Genomic DNA, 17,629 nt, shown 5'->3' with positions numbered 1-17,629 from the left:
ATCACCTTGTAAAATTTTTATAGGGTAGCATTGGTAATATCATTCTATGCAATCATGACCATGCTGTCTTGTCGCATCTGATTATTTATGCACTTCAATTATCGCTGCCAGCACCTCTGATATATCGCAGTAACGGTTATTTTTGTGCTTTGCAAGACAGCCTTCTATAACTCGTTGCCAATGCGCGTATTCTGCAGGCAGCTTCGGTATTGGTGCTTGGCAATGCTGTACTGCCCATGCGTGCATTTTATCTTTTTCTGCTTGTACTGTGTCAATTTGATACGGGCGCTGACCCGCCAGCATTTCATACATCAATACGCCAAAGGCATAAATATCGGTCTGCACGGTGGCAGGCTGTCCATGCCAGCGCTCGGGCGCAAGGTAGGCAGGCGTGCCCATTGGCACGGCGGTATTGCGCATGGGACAGCTCAGCGCAAAATCACACAGCGTAATAAAACTATTCTCATTGCATAAAATATTGCTAGGCTTTATATCGTTATGCAGCCAGCCTGCGTGATGCAGTTTACCTAAAGCGGCGGCAATGCGTTGTATTATTTCGGGCTTATTTATAGCAGAATGTTGGCGCAAAAGCGCACGTAGGTCGCTGCCGCAATTTTTTATGATTAAGACAGTAGCAGCTTTATCATCTGCTAAGGGCAACGTGTATTGCGCAATAACGGGCGGGACATACTGAGAAAGCGTGGGCAATGCCAGCAAGGTAGGTAATACGCTAATCTCATAATCCAAATTTCCAAAACTAGCAGACGCACAGTTGATATTGATTTCCCATTTAACAATGACGCGCCCTTGTTCTAAATGACGGGCGCGCAAAATGCCTTGTATTTGTGACAAACCCGCTTTCTCAGACGGCTGATAGCTGATACGCATGGGCATGATGCCTTGATAGCCACGCGCCCGCAACGCACAGATGATTTGAGTTTGGTACGCATCGACTTGCGCTCTTATCGGCATTGGCATACCCTACCTAGTTGTATTGTTTATTGTCTTATCAAGGATAGCCTGTATGTCTGAGCCACGCCCCTACGCCCTACCCGAGCCGCTGATTGACTTATTGACCCGCTACTTCACTGAGCACACCACCCCACCTGTAAGCATTGACCCTGAGCAGCTGGCGTATCGCTGGATCGGCGGCGCGCAAGGGCATCTTGAAGCGCTGACGGTCAATCTGCATATTGGCTTGGACGATTTGCAAGGCATCGAGATCCAAAAAGCCAAACTGGTACAAAACACGCGCCAGTTTTTAAAGGGCTATCCTGCCAACCATGTCCTGATGACGGGCACACGCGGCGCGGGCAAATCGTCGCTCATCCGTGCGCTACTGCGTGAGTACCATGCCGAGGGGCTGCGCGTGATTGAGATTGCCCGTGATGACCTTGTGGTACTCGATAAGATACGTGCTGCCATCAACACCTTGCCCAAAGACTGCGCGTGCCGCTACGTGGTGTACTGTGATGATTTGGCATTCAATGGTCATGACGAAAACTACCGCACGCTAAAAAGCGTGCTCGATGGCGCGCTGGACTCAGAGCAAGACAAACTGCTCGTCTATGCGACCAGCAATCGCCGTCATCTACTGCCACAAATGATGAAAGACAATGTGGACATCTATAATGGGCAGACCGATGAGGTCAATCCGTATGAAACCATTGATGAGACGGTATCACTGTCCGACCGCTTTGGGCTGTGGCTGTCGTTCCAGCCGATGAATCAGCAGACGTATTTGCAGATTGTGCAGCATTATTTGCAGCAAGCGGCGGCGCAGTTGCCTAAAAACATTGCCGCGCAATTACCGCAAGCGGGCGACACTGAATTGCCCAATGATGCCAAGACACATGCCTTACGCTTTGCCTCGCAGCGTGGGCGCTCGGGACGCTCGGCGTATCAGTTTAGCCGTCAATGGATTGGGCAATTACAACTCATGGCGGACGAAGCGAACAGCGATAATTAATAGCAAACGCGACAACGCCTGCCAGCCTTTGTTATTAAGCATCTTTGTTATGGCGCGATTCATTGTGTTTAAGGTTACCCAAATAACTGACCGTCACTTCGCCCGTTTCTTTATCGGGCGCGACCATATATTGGGCAAAGTCCGCTGCCAGCCACAGCGCCCCTGAATAATGCGCTTCGGCATCGGCGCGAATGTGCGCCATGTTCGGCGTGTCGCTGCTCGCATCCTCAAACGACTGATAACGGGCGCTAAAGTGGGTCAGTATCAGCTGATTAACGTTCATCTCAGTTGCCGCCTTTGCCACTTGCGCAGCGCTGCTGTGCATGGGGTCGTAGCCCTTATTATTGCTTTGTACTTTTTCCAATTGCGCTTGCACATAGGTCGCTTCGTGTACCAGCAATGCCGCGTCTTTGAGCGTTTCTTGCAAGCGCTCAGGCGCATCATTATCCCCAGCAATCACCACTTTGGTGCGCTGATTGTGCAGCTGTGTATAATCGGCGGCGTGCAATATCTCCCCTGTATCAAGGGACACGTCTTTACCTTGTTGCAGCTGTCCCCACACTTGCCCCGCGGCGATGCCATCTTTGTTTAAGCGTTCGGTGTTAAGCACGCGCCGACCGATATTTTGGGTAATGCCAAAGCCATAAGACGGCACGCGGTGCGATAGCGGCGTGATATCAATGACAAGCTCGTGCGCGCTGCCTAACCGCAAGGTCTGCGCCTTATAGCTGCCGTCAGCCTGCTGTAAGTCCTCAATCGCCACAAAGTTAATGGCAAAAGGAAAATACAATTCAGTGGTGATGCTCAAGGTATCGAGCAACTTACCAATCGCCTTTGGCGCAATAAGGGTTAACGGCTGCGTGCGCCCTGACATCGCCGCACTGGCGAGCAGCCCTGGTAAGCCATAGCAGTGGTCGCCATGTACATGCGTGATGCAAATCAGCTGTAGTTGGGACAAGGACAGCTTGGTGTGCAGCAGCTGATGCTGCGTGCCTTCGCCGCAGTCGATTAATACCCACGGACGGTTTTTGCGGCTTTGTGCTCTATCTGCGTTTAAAAACGGATTGAGGCATTCAACAGCCAGCGCGGTGACGTTGCGCTGCTTGGTCGGTACGCCAGCAGACGTCCCCAAAAAGGTCAGTTGTAGCATACGCTATCCTTTATTGTTGGTTGCCGCTTAGCTTGTTGCCGCCTTATTGTTATCGGCTTTGACACATAAGCATCTCGCCGCGCTCAACCATCTGCCCGCCATTTGCCACGCAGTTATTGACCATACGCGACTCATGCGCGCGCCCGCCAGCATAAAAGCTGATGGCGCACAAGATTAAGACCAGTGCCTTTTGTGACCAGCCCTTAACATCAATCGGCGTCGGTTCTTCGATGGGAGGTAGATTGTCATGGGGTGGCGGGCTGGTGGGCTTATCAGACTGGCTCATTGCTTACCTATCACGGATGGTTAAAATGGGTGGGTACTTGATTGACTTAAGTATTTAATTGACTTGGGTACTTTATTAAATTAGGTACTTATTTAACAAAAATGTGGGCGCAGCATAGGAACACTGCACCCCAATGGACACTATAAATCACAAATCATTAAAACTGCGGCAAACCGCCTTTGTCGCCAGCACGCTGAAAGGCTGGACGCGCTTCACAGCGTTTTAGCCAATTCAGCAGATTGGCATAGCGCACATCATCGAGTCCTGCGCGCGCTTTTGAGGCGGCAACGACGATATACATCTGCACATCAGCGGCGCTAAAGGCTTCGCCTGCGAACCAATGGTTGTCTTGTAAATGACGCTCCATTAGGTTGAGGTTATTAACAATGTTTTTATTAATCAAGCCGTTTTCAACTTGCTTGCGGATGCCTTTGCTGATCGGTTTAATAAACACAGGCGAGCGCTGCACGACTTTATTAAACACCAAGCGCATCACCAAAAATGGCATAGCGGTCGCTTCGGCAAAATGCAGCCAAAAGGTGTACATCTCCCAGCCCGCTTCGTTGTCATCGGTCGGCTTGAACTGCTGCTTGGTGTCATAGTGTCTGAGCAAGTATTCAATGATAAAGCCCGACTCTGCCAGTGCGCGATTATTGACTTCAAGTACGGGGGTGTGCCCAAGCGGATGGATTTTTTTAAGTTGTTCTGGGGCTAAATAAGCCTTGGTGCGTTCATAAGTGACGAGTTTGTAGTCCAAATCCAGCTCTTCTAGCAGCCAGAGAATACGAAACGAGCGTGAGTTGTTTAAATGATGAAGCGTTAGCATAAAACCTTCCCATTTTGTGTGAGATTGCCCAGCAGCAGCACAACGGGTTGCGCTTGGATAACGCGGTTTTAATCATACAGTCAGCGTGCGCGTCTGCTGGGTACAGGGCTTCGATGATAGCGCAATTAGCGCAGCTTGGACACCGCCAGATTGTAGCGCAGCGGTCAAAAACGTATCTGCTGCGTCAATCGGCTGTTATCACTGCCCTATTGTGATGCTTGTTTATTGCGCTTTATCGCCATTCTGCACATGTAAAGCATAAAAAAGGTCTCACACCCTTGGGCAGAGACCTTTTGTTTTAAGCATACATCAGAGCCATTATAGCGCGTCGTCTGCATCGCTGACTGCTGCGTCCATGACGTCGGTGGTGTCCGTCATATCATCAGCCTCTAGCGAGGTGTCTGCATCGAACACGCCGTCTTCTTTGAGCGCATCGACCAATTCATCTTCGCCATCGTTTTCGACACGTGCCATGGCGACCAGCTTTTCGTCTTTTGGCAAGCGAATCAAGGTCACGCCTTGGGTGTTGCGTCCCGCGCTTGCGACATTCGCCACAGGCGTACGTACGAGGGTGCCTTTGTCTGAGATTAAGATGATGTCGTCTGTGTCCTCGACTTTGGTGGCGCGTACCAGTGCGCCATTACGGGCGCTGGTCTTGATGGCAATCACGCCGCCGCCGCCGCGCTTTTGCACATTGAATTCATCAATCAAGGTGCGCTTGCCATAGCCGTTTTCACAGGCAATCAAAATCTCTTGGGTGTCTTCTTCGATGACCACCAATGATTTGATGTCGTCATTGTCTTCGATACGCATACCGCGCACGCCTTTTGCGGTACGACCCATAGCACGGGCATCATTTTCATCAAAGCGAATCGCTTTACCACTTGAGGCGAACAACATGACTTCTTGGCTGCCGCTAGTGATACGGGCACTGACCAATTTGTCACCGTCTTCAAGACCGATGGCAATCAAGCCATTCGAGCGAATGTTGGCAAACTGTTTAAGCTCGACACGTTTGACCGTGCCTTTTGCAGTCGCAAAGAACACAAATGGTGGCTCGGCATCGTTGCTGCTGTCTTCATCTATATCGGCATCGACAGTCTCTGCCGCTGTTGGCGCTTCGGTCAGCTTTGGAATCGGCAAGATGGTGGTAACTTGCTCATCTGGGTCTAAACCAATCAGGTTCACCAGTGGACGACCGCGCGCGCCACGGCTGGCAATCGGCACTTCAAACCCGCGCAAGCTAAACACGCGCCCGCTGTCGGTAAAGCACAGGACGGTAGCGTGCGTTGAGGTGACGACCAAATGGTCAATCACGTCATCTTCTTTCATGCTGGTGGCAGACTTGCCTTTGCCGCCGCGTTTTTGTGCCACGTAGTCATCAATCGGCTGCGTTTTCGCGTAGCCTGTGCGTGATACGGTCATCACCACGGTCTGTTCAGGAATCAAATCTTCGCGGCTAAAGTCGCTACGCGCATCGACGATATCGGTACGGCGCTCGTCACCAAAGTTGTCACGGATATCAATCAGCTCTTCGCTAATGATGCCCATCAATTTATCAAAGTCACCGAGAATAGACTCAAGGTGTGCAATCTCGCGCAGCAAATCTTGATACTCTTCGGTCAGCTTGTCTTGTTCAAGACCAGTCAAGCGGTGCAGCTGCATCTCAAGGATGGCATTGACCTGCTCAAGTGACAGACGGTACTGACCCTGCGCGTCCGCCAGCAAACCAAACGGCGCATTCGGGTCTTCGCCTTCGATATAGTCAGGACGTACCGACTGGCTGCCTGCGGCGCTGAGCATCGCTTGCACTTCGCCTGAGCGCCACGTTTGCCCAAGCAGCGCTTCACGCGCCATGCCGCGGTTGGCAGAGGTCTTGATGGTTTCGATCATCTCATCAATGTTGGCAAGCGCAACGGTCAAACCTTCAAGCAGATGACCACGGACGCGGGCTTTGTTCAGCTCAAAAATCGTACGGCGGGTCACCACTTCTTGACGATGACGCACAAAGGCAGCAATCAGCTGACGCAATGTCAATAGCTTGGGCTGACCATTGTCCAGCGCCACCATATTGATGCTAAAGCTCGACTCAAGCGGCGTTTGCAAAAACAGGTTATTAACGATGACTTCGGCAGTCTCACCACGGCGCAAGTCGATGGCGATACGCATACCGTCTTTGTCCGACTCGTCACGTATCTCACTGATGCCTTCGATTTTTTTGTCACGTACCAGCTCAGCAATACGCTCAATCAGCTTGGCTTTGTTCGCCTGATAAGGTACTTCGGTAAAGACGATGCGCTCACGCTCGCGGTTGACGCCTGTGTCGCTCATCGGCTCGATGTGGTAGCGCCCGCGCACGTGCAAGCGCCCTTTACCCGTACGATAAGCATCAACGATGCCTGAGCGACCGTGGATAATGCCGCCTGTCGGGAAGTCGGGTCCTGAAATATAGGTCATCAGCTCTTCGGCTGAGATGTGCGGGTTTTCAGCATAGGCAAGGCAGGCATTAATAACCTCAGTGAGGTTGTGCGGTGCCATGTTGGTCGCCATACCGACCGCAATACCTGTCGCGCCGTTGACGAGCAAGTTCGGAATACGGGCAGGCAAGACGCTGGGCATACGCTCTGAGCCATCGTAGTTGTCTTCCCAATCGACGGTATCTTTGTCGATATCGGCAAGCATCTGATGGGTCAGCTTGGTCATACGCACTTCGGTATAACGCATCGCTGCAGGTGGATCATCATCAATCGAGCCAAAGTTACCTTGACCATCGACCATCGGATAGCGCAAGCTAAAATCCTGCGCCATACGTACGATGGCGTCATACACGGCGGTATCACCATGCGGGTGGTATTTACCAATCACATCACCGACCACACGCGCAGATTTTTTATAAGGCTTGTTATAGTCGTTCGACAGTACATGCATTGCATACATGACGCGGCGATGCACAGGCTTGAGTCCATCACGGACATCAGGTAGCGCGCGCGAGACGATCACGCTCATCGCATAATCCAAATAGGACTGCTTTAATTCATCGACGATGGCAATAGGACTGACCGAATCGCTCATATACACTCCTTTACTGACATAGTGCCCATACCGCAATGCATATAGGCACACCTGACCGCAATAATAAATGCCGTCTTATAGGCGTGCCAATATACAAAAAAAGCCCCAAAACTTCGGTGCTGGGCTGGGCAGATGGCAATCATTTTAATAGTAAATAAAAGAGGCTATTTTAGCACAAATTTGCAGATTTAGGGGCATTTAGGCGCTATTAAACCAAAGCAAATCAGGCGGTTAATACGTCTGTTTTCTACGTATTACCGCCTGATTTTACAATACGGACATGCTTTGGATATTACATGGGGGTATTCACAAAGTTTTGGTCAAAGAACTGACGCGTGGCGTTCATACAGGCGCTGCTGACCAATGCGCCATGATAGTTGGCCAAAATCGCCGCTTGTGGTGATACGCCATTTTGTATCGCGTTGTTCACGGTAAACTGATAGCTGGTGCTAAACTGCGTTTGTGCTTGAGTCACAACAGCATTGAGACTCCAAGGATTGGTGGAGGCTTTCCCAATCAAGCTGACGCTTGGTATGGTGCGTTTGTCCGCGTTGGTGGTATCGACATCGAGCACAGTAACGTTTAGCGCAGGATTGCTGATGCTGGCATTCGCTAAAATCTGTGCCATGCTGCCTGTGTTTAAATCATAAAAGACAGTAGGATCTTGATTGCCGCCGCACAGCATGGTGGGCATACTGGGCAAATAACCGCGCAAATCATTGTCTTTTAGCGCTATTCTTAGCGGATGCTTGGGGTCAGCGGCAGGACTGACGCCTGTACCTGCTAAGAGGCCGTCACGGTTCTGTAGGGCATCTGCCATATAAGCGGCGCGGTAATCGGTTTTAACCAAATAGTTGGTTTTGTCAAAGCCAATCGGCGCAAATGGTAAGGTACTTTTTGGCAAATTATCAATCAAGGTATTGCCTGTGGGCGTTGCCTCAAACAGTGCATTTTCAGGCAATTTGTCAGCAGCGACCAGCTGCGAGAACGTCTGCACATTCGGCATTGGCGTAGACGCATACTTGTCTAAGAAAATGTCGCTTTTTTGATTATAAATATTGTTGTATTTGGGCTGCATACCATACGCCAATAAAGGTGCAAAGCGGGTCGCGCCAATATTGACGTTCCCCGCAAAGATGGCATCAGCAAACGCCGCCAATGCATACGGTCCTGATGAGGGCGCAAGCGCAGTGACCGTTTCCTTGTTGCTCTCTAAACGCCGCGCGGTCGCCATCGCCACATAGCCGCCTTGTGAGTAGCCACTGACAAACAGCTTATTGCCTGCGCTGATATTGCGATAGTTGATGTCGTTAATCAGTTTTTGACGCGCGATGACCACACGCGCATTATCAAGAGCATCTACCATGTCTTTTGATTGCTGTTCGGCGACCAGATACGGATGGTAGCTGAGCTTGGAGTCGTCATAGCCTGCGTAGTTCGGCGCAACAACGATATAGCCTTGCGCCGCAAAACTTGCGGCAATCAGTGCGGCTTCAGCGGCAGCGGAGTTGCTTTGGTTGCCGACTTGGGTGATGTCATAGTTTTTGTCAGTGGTAGTGCCGTGCGCGTAGAGCAATATCGGACGGTTGCCTGTACATGCCGCGCTGCTGCCTGTTGGCAACATCACTGCGGCGGTGGCATTGGTGCGTTCATTAGCCGCACCGCGTGTATGGTAATCAATCTTTTCGACCGCGACACCACATTTGGCGGCAGGCACACCAATGGCGGACAGACCCAAGCTATTGATGTTGGTCTGATTAAAGGTTGCAATGGCTTCATTGCTGGTAAAGTTATCACGGATGACGCTGGTATTGTCGTCGTCACCGCCGCAGCCCGTCAGCAATAGTGCGCTGGCAATAGAGACGGACAACAGACAACGAGAGGTAGAGATAATCGGTTTCATAAATGCCTTCCTTAGCAGTATTTGAGAGATGGACAATCTGTAGGGGTAATCCTCTATCGGTCAAATACCACGGGTGCCTCATCACGCACCATGCCTTGCAAGGCGGCCGATAGTCGATAGATGCAGCTTGCTTTTTTGTATCCGTTACCTTACTGGTTATACCGTATAATGTAAGGAAAAGCTACTCTATAGCGTGTAAGCAAATGTCATCGATTGTATATCGCCATATCTGCTATACACTAGGGCGCAGCGCCCCTATTTTGCCCAATGAGGACTTATGACATCATTAACCACCGCCAACGCTTGGCTTATTCTGATTATCGCAGGCCTCTTTGAAATCGGCTGGCCTGTCGGCTATCAGCTGAGCGCCATACCCAAATACCGTGTGGTCGGCTGGGTAATGGTGGTGAGCTGCGTGCTTATCAGCGGTGTGCTGTTGTGGCTGGCACAAAAATCCATTCCCATTGGGACTGCGTATGCGGTTTGGACAGGTATCGGCGCAGCGGGCACGTTTTTGGTCGGTGTGTACTTTTTCAATGACACCATGAGCGTGATGCGTTTTTTTGGCGTTGCTTTTATTATTCTTGGCGTGATTACCCTAAAGCTTGCCGAAAATGGCGCATAGGCTTATGCTAACGCCGTTATTGCTGACCCCTTATCAGCACACTTGAATGCGGCGCGATAAACCCAAAGAGCGCCGCCCACTGCCTACCCTTTTGTAAAAAGATGATTGCTCATGTCTCTATCTTCTACGGACACTGCTACTAGCGCGCCTGGCGCTATACCTACGCAGCAGCCAGACAATGCGCGCAGCAAAGCCCCACGCGCTGACCGCAACTTTGACGCCATTGCCGACCATTTTGAAAACAAAGTCTATGGCGGGCACAAAGGCGCTATACGCTTGGCTGTCTTGCGCCGTGATATTTTTGATTATGTCGATGCCCAGCAAGACAAGCTCGGTCGCCCGCTACGCATCCTCGATGTGGGCGCAGGCTTGGCGCAGATTGCTATTGATTTGGCAGCACGTGGTCATCATGTGGTGGTCAATGACATTTCCGCCAATATGCTGGCAAAGGCGAAGAACAATGCTGCCGCCATACCCAATGCGGCGGACAACCTCACTTGGCACGTGTGCCCGTATCAAGCATTGCCTGAACAGTTGGGCGCGACGGCAGGGACGTTTGATTTGATATTGTGTCACGCGCTGCTGGAGTGGCTTGCCGAGCCGCAAGCGGTGATGGACTTTTTTGACCGCCAGCTTAGAGCAGATGGCGCGCTGTCCTTGTGCTTTTATAATCCCGCCAGCTTTGATTATCGCAATCTGATGATGGGCAATTTTAATGTGCTCGATAATAAAAACTTCGCGGCGGACAATAAAAAAAGTCTGACGCCCAATCATCCCGTTGCCTACAGCGAGGTGCAAACGTGGATAGCCAAGCATCATTATCAGGTGAAGAAAAGCAGCGGCTTGCGTGTGTTTTCTGACTACGTGACCCAAAAACGCGGCGGCAACGAGCATCCTGAGGAAGTCATCCGCATGGAGCTGCGCTACTCAGAACAAGAGCCGTATAAATGGATGGGGCGCTACTTGCACCTATTGCTTTTGCGCGGCTAGGGCTGAGGACTTGTCCTGCTCTGACCACGTCGTGGCATTGATATTGGCTTCGTCAAACACCACCACGTGCTCAAGCATCGGAACAATACCGATGCGCGAGCCGATTGGGTGGTTGTGATGACTGGCAACAAGCGCAAACACAATCTGTCCATCATCGAGCTGTAAGCGGTACAGGTAATTTGCACCGCGAAACACGCGCCCGACCACCAGTGCCGTCTGCGTACTGTCGTCATCGTGGATGATGTCGTCGGGACGCACCAAGACCTTGATGCGCGTGCCATTTGGGTAATCATAACGGCAGTATTGCGGCTGGTTGTCCGCATCCAGCACTTCCATACGCCGATAAATATCACCGAGCGCCGTCGCCACGCGTCCCTCATGAATCACGCCATCAATCAGCGCGCCCTCGCCCACAAACTCAGCGACAAAGGCACTGACAGGCTCATGATACAAGGTGCTGGGACTCGCCCACTGTACCAGCTTGCCCTCGTGCATCACGCCCACTTTATCAGCGATGGCAAAGGCTTCGTTTTGGTCGTGCGTGACCAAAATCGCGGTGGTCTCCGTACGCTTTAGAATATCGCGCACGCTCATGGCGAGCGACTCACGCAGCACCACATCAAGATTGGAAAACGGCTCATCGAGCAACAACAGCTTTGGCTTGGGGGCAAGGGCGCGCGCGAGTGCCACGCGCTGCTGCTGTCCGCCTGACAGCTCGGCGGGGCGTTTGTCCGCGTGCTCGGTCAGCTCAACCAGCTCGAGCATTTCTTTGACCCGTGCTTTTTTGTCCGCTGCCGACCAGCGTCCAAGCCCAAAGGCGATGTTTTTGGCGACGCTTAAATGCCCAAACAGCGCATAATCCTGAAACACCATACCCATGCCGCGCTTGGCGGGGGCAAGGCTAAAATTGCGCTTGCCTTTTTGCTCGGTCAGGCATTTATTGCGTAGCGTAATCACGCCTTGGCGCGTCGGCTCAAGACCTGCAATCGCCCGCAGTGCCGTGGTTTTGCCGCAGCCGCTATAGCCCAAAAAGCAGCCGATTTCCCCTTGCTGCAAGCTGAGGCTCAAGCCATCCACCACGATGGTATCATCATAACCAACCACCAAATCTTGTACACTAAAGTACGCCGCATCACTTGCCGTAGCCGAGCCTGCGCGCTCGGAGGGCATACTGGTACGCGCCTCTTTTTCTGCCTGCGCCTTTGGCGTCGTGGCAGGCGGACTGCTAACGCTTTTTTGCTTGGTGATGTCATCAAAACGCTCAGTATACATAGACGATACCCACTTATTCACCTAAAAAATTATTTTACCGCAATCGGCACGCTTATGTGGCGCAACGCTTTTATGCCTTTAAGCCTTATCACTTTGACGCAGCAGCACCCATACAGGAATCAAGCCCACCAAGACAATTAGCAAGCTGGGCAACGCCGCGCGTCCCCACATACCTTCGCTGGTCATCTCAAACACGCGCACCGCCAGTGTATCCCAGCCTTGACGCCGCGTCATTAGGGTGATGGGCATCTCTTTCATGACTTCAACAAAGCCCATAAGCAGTGCGGTCAATACCCCAGGGCTTAAAACGGGCAATACCACTTGCCGCCAGCGTTGCCACGCACTGTTTGATAACAAGCGCGCCGCCGATTCTTGGTTTTTGGTCAAGCGCTGTAATTGGCGGTCAATCGGTTGAAAGCTGACGGTCATAAAACGCGTGGCAAGCGCAAGCAGCATCACCGCCACACTGCCCGATAAGATTTGATGCTCACTGATACCGAGCGCAATCAGCTGATTGTCCAGCCATGCAATCGGAATAAACACTCCAACCGCGAGCACCGTACCAGGAACGACATAACCCAAGTTTGCCAGTGCCGTGAACGTCTTGGTCGATTTGTCAGGATATTGGCGCTTAATCCACGCAATGACAATCGCCAATACCGCAATAAACAGCGTGGTCATGCTGGCGATTAAAATACTGTTCATCACAAAATCAACGTAGCGCGCGTCAAAATCCTCACGGAAATTGGCAGCCGTCCAATATATCAGCTGCACAAACGGCACTAAGAAGGCAATCAAAAACACCACGCCACAAAACAGCATCAGCCCAATCTTAGCAGCAAGGCTGACCTCAAAGCGGCGATTGTCCCCTTGTGTGGTCGCCACACCGCGGCGCGCCTGCCAGTATTGCTCCAGCATCACCACGACAAACACCACACCGATAAGCAACGCGGCAAGCTGCGCGGCTGTGGTCAGACTAAAAAAGCCAAACCACGCCTTATAAATCGCCGTGGTAAAGGTATCGACATTAAATACCGACACCGCGCCAAAGTCCGCAAGCGTCTCCATACTCGCCAGCAGCAGCCCGCCCAATATCCACGGCAGCGCCTGCGGCAATGCTAAGCGAAAGAACACTTTGCCGCGTCCCAACCCCAGCATTTGCCCTGCTTCAATGGCGCGCCGTCCTTGTGACAAAAACGCTTGGCGCGCAAGCAAATACACATAAGGATAAAACGCCAAGGACAGTATCGCACCCGCGCCCCACACATTGCGCAATGACGGAATGCCCGAGGTCATGCCCATCGCCCGCAGCGTGGTCTGTAATGGACCACTATAATCAACAATGCCTACAGTCACAAACGCAAGCACATACGCAGGCATGGCAAGTGGTAGCATCAGCGCCCACGAAAAAAAACGCTGACCTGGGAAACGATACATACTCGTCACCCACGCCAGCGCTGTGCCGATACTGCCTGCAATAGTCATGACCATCAGCAGTAAAATGGCGGTGTTTTTTAACACTTGCGGCAGCACGTATTCACGCATGTGCGCCCAGATGTCGGCGACAGGCTGCGTCCATGAGAGCAGCACAATCACAATCGGTATCAGCATAAACAACGAAATCAGCCCGAGGACTGATTTTGAAAGTAAACGCGTACGCAAGGTATGGTCACGGCTGACCGTGTGGCGGGTATTGCCCGTAGGGACGCTATCCTCGTCTACTGACGCTTTGGACCATAAAGCCATAACTCAACCACCGTATCAGACGTATAAAAAACAAGCCGCGCCTCACCTATTGGGTGACGCGCGGTGTATTGTATTTATTTATAGCCCGCTTTGTCCATCAATTGGATGGCTTGGGTCTGTAGCTCGCCGAATTTTTGTACATTGATGTCGTCTTGCTTGAACGTGCCCCAAGATTTGAGCATTTCTGACTCATTCACGCCCGCTTTGACAGGGTATTCTTTGTCCGAGCTGGCATAGATGCCTTGTGCTTCGTCCGATGACAGCCATTCCATCAGTTTGACTGCGCCATCTGCGTTGTCCGCATTGGCAACCACACCCGCGCCAGAGACGTTGACGTGCGTGCCTGTGGTGTCTTGGTTTGCCCAGAAGATTTTAACTGGGAAATCTGGTTTTTCATCCAAAAGACGACCGTAGTAGTAGCTGTTGGCGATACCGACTTCACACTGACCTGAAGCGATGGCCTCTAACATGCTGGTATCATCGCTGAACACGTCAGTCGCTAGGTTCGCAACCCAACCACGGATGATTTCTTCGGTTTTCTCAGCGCCCAAGTGCTCCATCATGCTGGCAACCAATGACTGGTTATACACCTTTTTCGAGGTGCGTAAGCACAGTTTGCCTTTCCACTTTGGATCGGCTAAATCAGCGTACGTTGATAGATCGCTTGCCTCAACTTTGCTTGGGTCATAAAAAATGGTACGCGCGCGCAGTGACAGACCTGTCCACATACCTTTTGGGTCACGGTATTTGGCAGGGACGTTGCTCTCTAGCACGGTCGAGGTAAAGGGCTGAAGCAGACCTTCTTGTGACGCTTGCCATAGGTTACCCGCATCGACGGTCAATAGCATGTCCGCAGGCGTGTTTTTGCCTTCTGCTTTTAGACGCGCCATCAGCGGACCTTCTTTGTCGGTCACCAGCTCAACCTTGACACCTGTTTGTTCCGTGTATTTGTCCAATAACGGCTGAATCAGCTGCTCATTACGTGATGAGTAGATAGTCACAGTTTGGTCGCCACTCGTAGCGGCAGTATCGGTCGCCGCAGCGTCCGTGCTTTGTGCTTCGCTTGCGGTTTCAGTCGTCTCGCTCTCGGTTGCCGCCTCTTCGCTGGTGTTGCTGGCATTGTTACAGCCTGCTAAGCCAAGCATCGCACCGAATACAGCCACAGACAGACCTGTCTTTAGGGCGGGACGTGATGCAAAAAGGGTGTTGAGGGTGAGTGATGACATGCTCTTCTCCATAAGATGATGCAGTACAAAATAAAAAACGTATCCACGGATACAATACAGAAAAATCAAAACCAGCATACTAATACAAATGATAGTAATTATCAATACATTTATACTCTAGAAAATATGAAGAAAAACACTTGTTTATGCTCTTTTTAATCCATTGATATTGTCCATAGAAATATGGGACAAATAAGCACTTATAGTCATTATTTTTTAGCGCGATTAAGGGTTTTGGTGCAGCAGCCATTGTCCGAGCAGCGCATTGACCGCCGCCTCAGTACGTAGAATACGCGCGCCCATGTGCAGAGCTGTACAGCCATGTGCTGTCAACAGCGCCACTTCGTAATCAATCCAGCCGCCTTCTGCGCCGATACAGAGCACATCAGGCAGCAGGTCTGCTTGAGACGCAGTGCTTTGTATATACTGCGCAAGACTGCGCTTGGCATAAGGGTGCGCGACGATGCCTTGACGTGTCATTAAGTCTGGCAGCACATCTTCGACAAAAGGCTTAAAGCGTTTGTGCATATGGATACGCGGCAAAACGGTATCTACGCCTTGTTGCAGCCCTTCTAATACAAACTCATCAATACGTGCCAGCTGCGGGCTTTGCCAATAGCTTTTTTCGGTGCGGTAGCTGTTGACCAGCACAATATCGCGCACGCCAAGCGCAGTCATGTCCATTATAAGACGGCGCAGCACTTTGGGACGCGGCAGCGCCAGCACCACAGTGATATCCAGCTTTGGCGGCGGCACATGAGTCAGTGTCACGTCTGATAAGTGCACAGCACGTTCACTTATCGTCTCAATCACCCCAGTGCCCAACTTGCCACCCAGCATCCCAACCTTAAGCGTCTCGCCGACGCCTGCTTTTAATACCTCACGGATGTGCATCAACTGCGCGGCAGCGGTAATCGTCGCGCGACTGTCTATAAAGGCAGCGGACGGTAACAAAAGACAGTTCATGGTGCGTCCTTAACCGCCGTAGCGGCAGGGTCGGCAAGATTAAGGGGCAACGGCGTGATATGGCTGTACTGTGTCAATACCTCGTCGATGATACCGAGCTGGTCTGTAAGTGCAGACTGGCGCATCTCGGTCAGCTGCGCGCCCGCCTGCCCCGCCGCTATAGCGCGCTCAGGCTGAGTCAACCACGCAAACAACTGCGGATACAGGTGCTCAGCAGCAGTCGCATAATCGGCGCGCGTATCGGTCGCGGCAGTGGCTTGCTGTAGCGCGCCGACGGCGGCAAGCTCATCGACCACTTCTTGGCAAGAATAAGTGTAACTGCCCATCAAGACAGGCGTGCCCACACCCGCAGGCTCCACAGGATTGTGCCCGCCAACATCAACCAATGAGCCACCGACCAATGCCACATCCGCGAGCTGATACCACGCCATCAGCTCGCCCATGGTGTCGGCTAAGTAGACTTGCGTGCTGGGCTGGATAGACTCCTTCAAACTGCGGCGCGCCACACTCAAACCTGACGCCTGTACCATCTGCGCGGCGGCATCAAAACGCTCAGGATGACGCGGCACAAGAATCAGCAAGGCATCGGCAGACTTAGCATCCTGCAACAGCTGCTGTTGCCAATCGAGGGCGATTTGCTCCTCGCCCTCATGCGTACTGGCAGCGACCCATATCGGACGGTCAATAGTGGCAAACGCATTCTGAATCGACTCAGGAAGACTAGGCTTGGTATTACCATTAATCACCCATTTCAGCGAACGCCCGATTTTGACTTTTTCTGCGGGTGCGCCCAATGCTTTAAAGCGGGTTGCCGACTGCTCATCTTGGGCGATAATGCAGGTTAGGTTGTGCATCATACTGGCACTGACTTTGGCGATTTTTTGATAGCGGGTAAAGGACGCTTCGGACAAGCGCCCATTGACCAAAATGCTGGGGATGTGCTGTTTATTTAACAGATACAAGGTGTTTGCCCACAGCTCCGTTTCGACGAACAGTGCCGCCGCTGGCTGAACGTGCGCTAAGAACTGCTTAATTACCGTAGGCGCATCGACAGGCACATAGCTGTGCTGCATCTGCCCTGATGCCAGCGCCTCAGCAAAGCGTTTTTGTGTGCGCGCGTGCCCTGTCTGCGTGGTGTTGGTCAGCCAAATGCGATAGCCTGCGCCGAGCAGCACGTCGAGTAGCGGCGCGACGGTATTGGTCTCGCCCAAAGACACCGCATGGCACCAAAGCAGTGGCGCATCTGTCCATGTATTTGTCTGCGTGCCTGTCTGCGTACTCGCCTGCCCTATTGACGGCAGCTGAGATGGCTTGCGATAGGCGCTGCCAAAACGCTCGGCGACCTCGTCGTGATAGTTGTCACGCGCGGCTGAGCGCTTGTGTACTTGCAGGCGGTATAGCGGCTTTAATGTGCCGATAGCAGCACGGTAGTACCACGGCGGCGCGATGGCATTGGCAATAGGAGGTAACAAACGGGGCGATTTAGAAGACGGCATAGACCCTCAGCACATAAACAAAACGCCATGCGGGCAATCAAGCTGCACATGGCGCGTATCTTTTTTAGCGCGTATTGCCTATAAAACGGCGGTCACGCTGTA

Annotated in this window: 14 protein-coding genes; 3 read left to right on the top strand and 11 right to left on the bottom strand. The window is 52.0% G+C overall.

Translation table 11 applies throughout. The annotated features are described in order from the left end of the window. Positions 1-81 precede the first annotated feature (81 nt). A complete protein-coding gene (locus tag JMW05_RS10265) occupies positions 82-978 on the bottom strand; it encodes a serine/threonine-protein kinase (RefSeq protein WP_201505163.1) in 897 nt (298 codons plus the stop codon). Positions 979-1,024: 46 nt separating this feature from the next. On the opposite strand from JMW05_RS10265, the gene JMW05_RS10260 reads away from it, so the two are divergent. Beyond that, a complete protein-coding gene (locus JMW05_RS10260) occupies positions 1,025-1,969 on the top strand; it encodes an ATP-binding protein (RefSeq protein ID WP_201505162.1) in 945 nt (314 codons plus the stop codon). A gap of 34 nt (positions 1,970-2,003) precedes the next feature. Here the strand turns inward: JMW05_RS10260 and JMW05_RS10255 are convergent, their stop codons facing one another. The 5 genes from JMW05_RS10255 to JMW05_RS10235 all read right to left on the bottom strand — a co-directional run bounded on the left by JMW05_RS10255 (position 2,004) and on the right by JMW05_RS10235 (position 9,206). Continuing rightward, on the bottom strand, positions 2,004-3,119 hold the full coding sequence (locus tag JMW05_RS10255; RefSeq protein ID WP_201505161.1) for an MBL fold metallo-hydrolase: 1,116 nt from the start codon (positions 3,117-3,119) through the stop codon (positions 2,004-2,006). A 49-nt stretch (positions 3,120-3,168) separates the two neighbouring features. Next, positions 3,169-3,405, bottom strand: coding sequence for a hypothetical protein (locus JMW05_RS10250; RefSeq protein ID WP_201505160.1), 237 nt, complete (start codon positions 3,403-3,405; stop codon positions 3,169-3,171). Between the two features lie 157 nt (positions 3,406-3,562). Next, complete coding sequence (locus tag JMW05_RS10245; RefSeq protein ID WP_201505159.1) at positions 3,563-4,231, bottom strand: glutathione S-transferase; 669 nt, start codon at positions 4,229-4,231, stop codon at positions 3,563-3,565. Between the two features lie 318 nt (positions 4,232-4,549). After that, on the bottom strand, positions 4,550-7,303 hold the full coding sequence (gyrA, locus tag JMW05_RS10240; RefSeq protein ID WP_201505158.1) for a DNA gyrase subunit A: 2,754 nt from the start codon (positions 7,301-7,303) through the stop codon (positions 4,550-4,552). Positions 7,304-7,595: 292 nt separating this feature from the next. Beyond that, positions 7,596-9,206, bottom strand: coding sequence for an alpha/beta hydrolase family protein (locus tag JMW05_RS10235; RefSeq protein ID WP_201505157.1), 1,611 nt, complete (start codon positions 9,204-9,206; stop codon positions 7,596-7,598). A gap of 277 nt (positions 9,207-9,483) precedes the next feature. On the opposite strand from JMW05_RS10235, the gene JMW05_RS10230 reads away from it, so the two are divergent. Together JMW05_RS10230 and JMW05_RS10225 are read left to right on the top strand one after the other, a co-directional pair. Continuing rightward, positions 9,484-9,831: a DMT family transporter gene (locus JMW05_RS10230; RefSeq protein ID WP_201505156.1), complete on the top strand. Its 348-nt coding sequence runs from the start codon at positions 9,484-9,486 to the stop codon at positions 9,829-9,831. Positions 9,832-9,942: 111 nt separating this feature from the next. Next, positions 9,943-10,821, top strand: a complete 879-nt coding sequence (locus tag JMW05_RS10225; protein ID WP_201505155.1) for a methyltransferase domain-containing protein — start codon at positions 9,943-9,945, stop codon at positions 10,819-10,821. Here JMW05_RS10225 and JMW05_RS10220 read toward each other — a convergent pair. From JMW05_RS10220 to JMW05_RS10200, 5 genes are all read right to left on the bottom strand, one after another. Continuing rightward, the gene (locus tag JMW05_RS10220; protein ID WP_227691576.1) at positions 10,801-11,991 is read right to left on the bottom strand and encodes an ABC transporter ATP-binding protein; all 1,191 of its coding nucleotides are present in this window, start codon (positions 11,989-11,991) and stop codon (positions 10,801-10,803) included. The two genes, JMW05_RS10225 and JMW05_RS10220, sit on opposite strands and share 21 nt — an antisense overlap. Before the next feature lie 180 nt (positions 11,992-12,171). Further along, positions 12,172-13,839 carry an ABC transporter permease gene (locus JMW05_RS10215; protein WP_201505153.1) on the bottom strand — a complete coding sequence of 556 codons (1,668 nt, stop codon included), beginning with the start codon at positions 13,837-13,839 and terminating at the stop codon, positions 12,172-12,174. A 74-nt stretch (positions 13,840-13,913) separates the two neighbouring features. Further along, positions 13,914-15,065, bottom strand: a complete 1,152-nt coding sequence (locus JMW05_RS10210) for a Fe(3+) ABC transporter substrate-binding protein (RefSeq protein ID WP_201505152.1) — start codon at positions 15,063-15,065, stop codon at positions 13,914-13,916. A gap of 225 nt (positions 15,066-15,290) precedes the next feature. Continuing rightward, a complete protein-coding gene (locus tag JMW05_RS10205; protein WP_201505151.1) occupies positions 15,291-16,031 on the bottom strand; it encodes a 16S rRNA (uracil(1498)-N(3))-methyltransferase in 741 nt (246 codons plus the stop codon). Beyond that, positions 16,028-17,527: a 3-deoxy-D-manno-octulosonic acid transferase gene (locus JMW05_RS10200; protein WP_201505150.1), complete on the bottom strand. Its 1,500-nt coding sequence runs from the start codon at positions 17,525-17,527 to the stop codon at positions 16,028-16,030. Before JMW05_RS10200 ends, JMW05_RS10205 begins: the two co-directional genes overlap by 4 nt. Between the last annotated feature and the right edge of the window lie 102 nt (positions 17,528-17,629).

It is taken from the genome of Psychrobacter aestuarii, from assembly GCF_904846035.1.
GTDB classification, from domain to species: domain Bacteria; phylum Pseudomonadota; class Gammaproteobacteria; order Pseudomonadales; family Moraxellaceae; genus Psychrobacter; species Psychrobacter aestuarii.
The sequence above is the reverse complement of the archived record's forward strand: the minus strand, read 5'-3'. Positions and strand labels throughout refer to the sequence as shown.

Coding starts and splice junctions, on each gene's coding strand:
- JMW05_RS10225 (WP_201505155.1), top strand. CDS start 9,943: ATGTCTCTATCTTCTACGGACACTGCTACTAGCGCGCCTGGCGCTATA.
- JMW05_RS10210 (WP_201505152.1), bottom strand. CDS start 15,065: ATGTCATCACTCACCCTCAACACCCTTTTTGCATCACGTCCCGCCCTA.
- gyrA (WP_201505158.1), bottom strand. CDS start 7,303: ATGAGCGATTCGGTCAGTCCTATTGCCATCGTCGATGAATTAAAGCAG.
- JMW05_RS10205 (WP_201505151.1), bottom strand. CDS start 16,031: ATGAACTGTCTTTTGTTACCGTCCGCTGCCTTTATAGACAGTCGCGCG.
- JMW05_RS10250 (WP_201505160.1), bottom strand. CDS start 3,405: ATGAGCCAGTCTGATAAGCCCACCAGCCCGCCACCCCATGACAATCTA.
- JMW05_RS10265 (WP_201505163.1), bottom strand. CDS start 978: ATGCCAATGCCGATAAGAGCGCAAGTCGATGCGTACCAAACTCAAATC.
- JMW05_RS10260 (WP_201505162.1), top strand. CDS start 1,025: ATGTCTGAGCCACGCCCCTACGCCCTACCCGAGCCGCTGATTGACTTA.
- JMW05_RS10215 (WP_201505153.1), bottom strand. CDS start 13,839: ATGGCTTTATGGTCCAAAGCGTCAGTAGACGAGGATAGCGTCCCTACG.
- JMW05_RS10230 (WP_201505156.1), top strand. CDS start 9,484: ATGACATCATTAACCACCGCCAACGCTTGGCTTATTCTGATTATCGCA.
- JMW05_RS10220 (WP_227691576.1), bottom strand. CDS start 11,991: ATGCCCTCCGAGCGCGCAGGCTCGGCTACGGCAAGTGATGCGGCGTAC.
- JMW05_RS10200 (WP_201505150.1), bottom strand. CDS start 17,527: ATGCCGTCTTCTAAATCGCCCCGTTTGTTACCTCCTATTGCCAATGCC.
- JMW05_RS10245 (WP_201505159.1), bottom strand. CDS start 4,231: ATGCTAACGCTTCATCATTTAAACAACTCACGCTCGTTTCGTATTCTC.
- JMW05_RS10255 (WP_201505161.1), bottom strand. CDS start 3,119: ATGCTACAACTGACCTTTTTGGGGACGTCTGCTGGCGTACCGACCAAG.
- JMW05_RS10235 (WP_201505157.1), bottom strand. CDS start 9,206: ATGAAACCGATTATCTCTACCTCTCGTTGTCTGTTGTCCGTCTCTATT.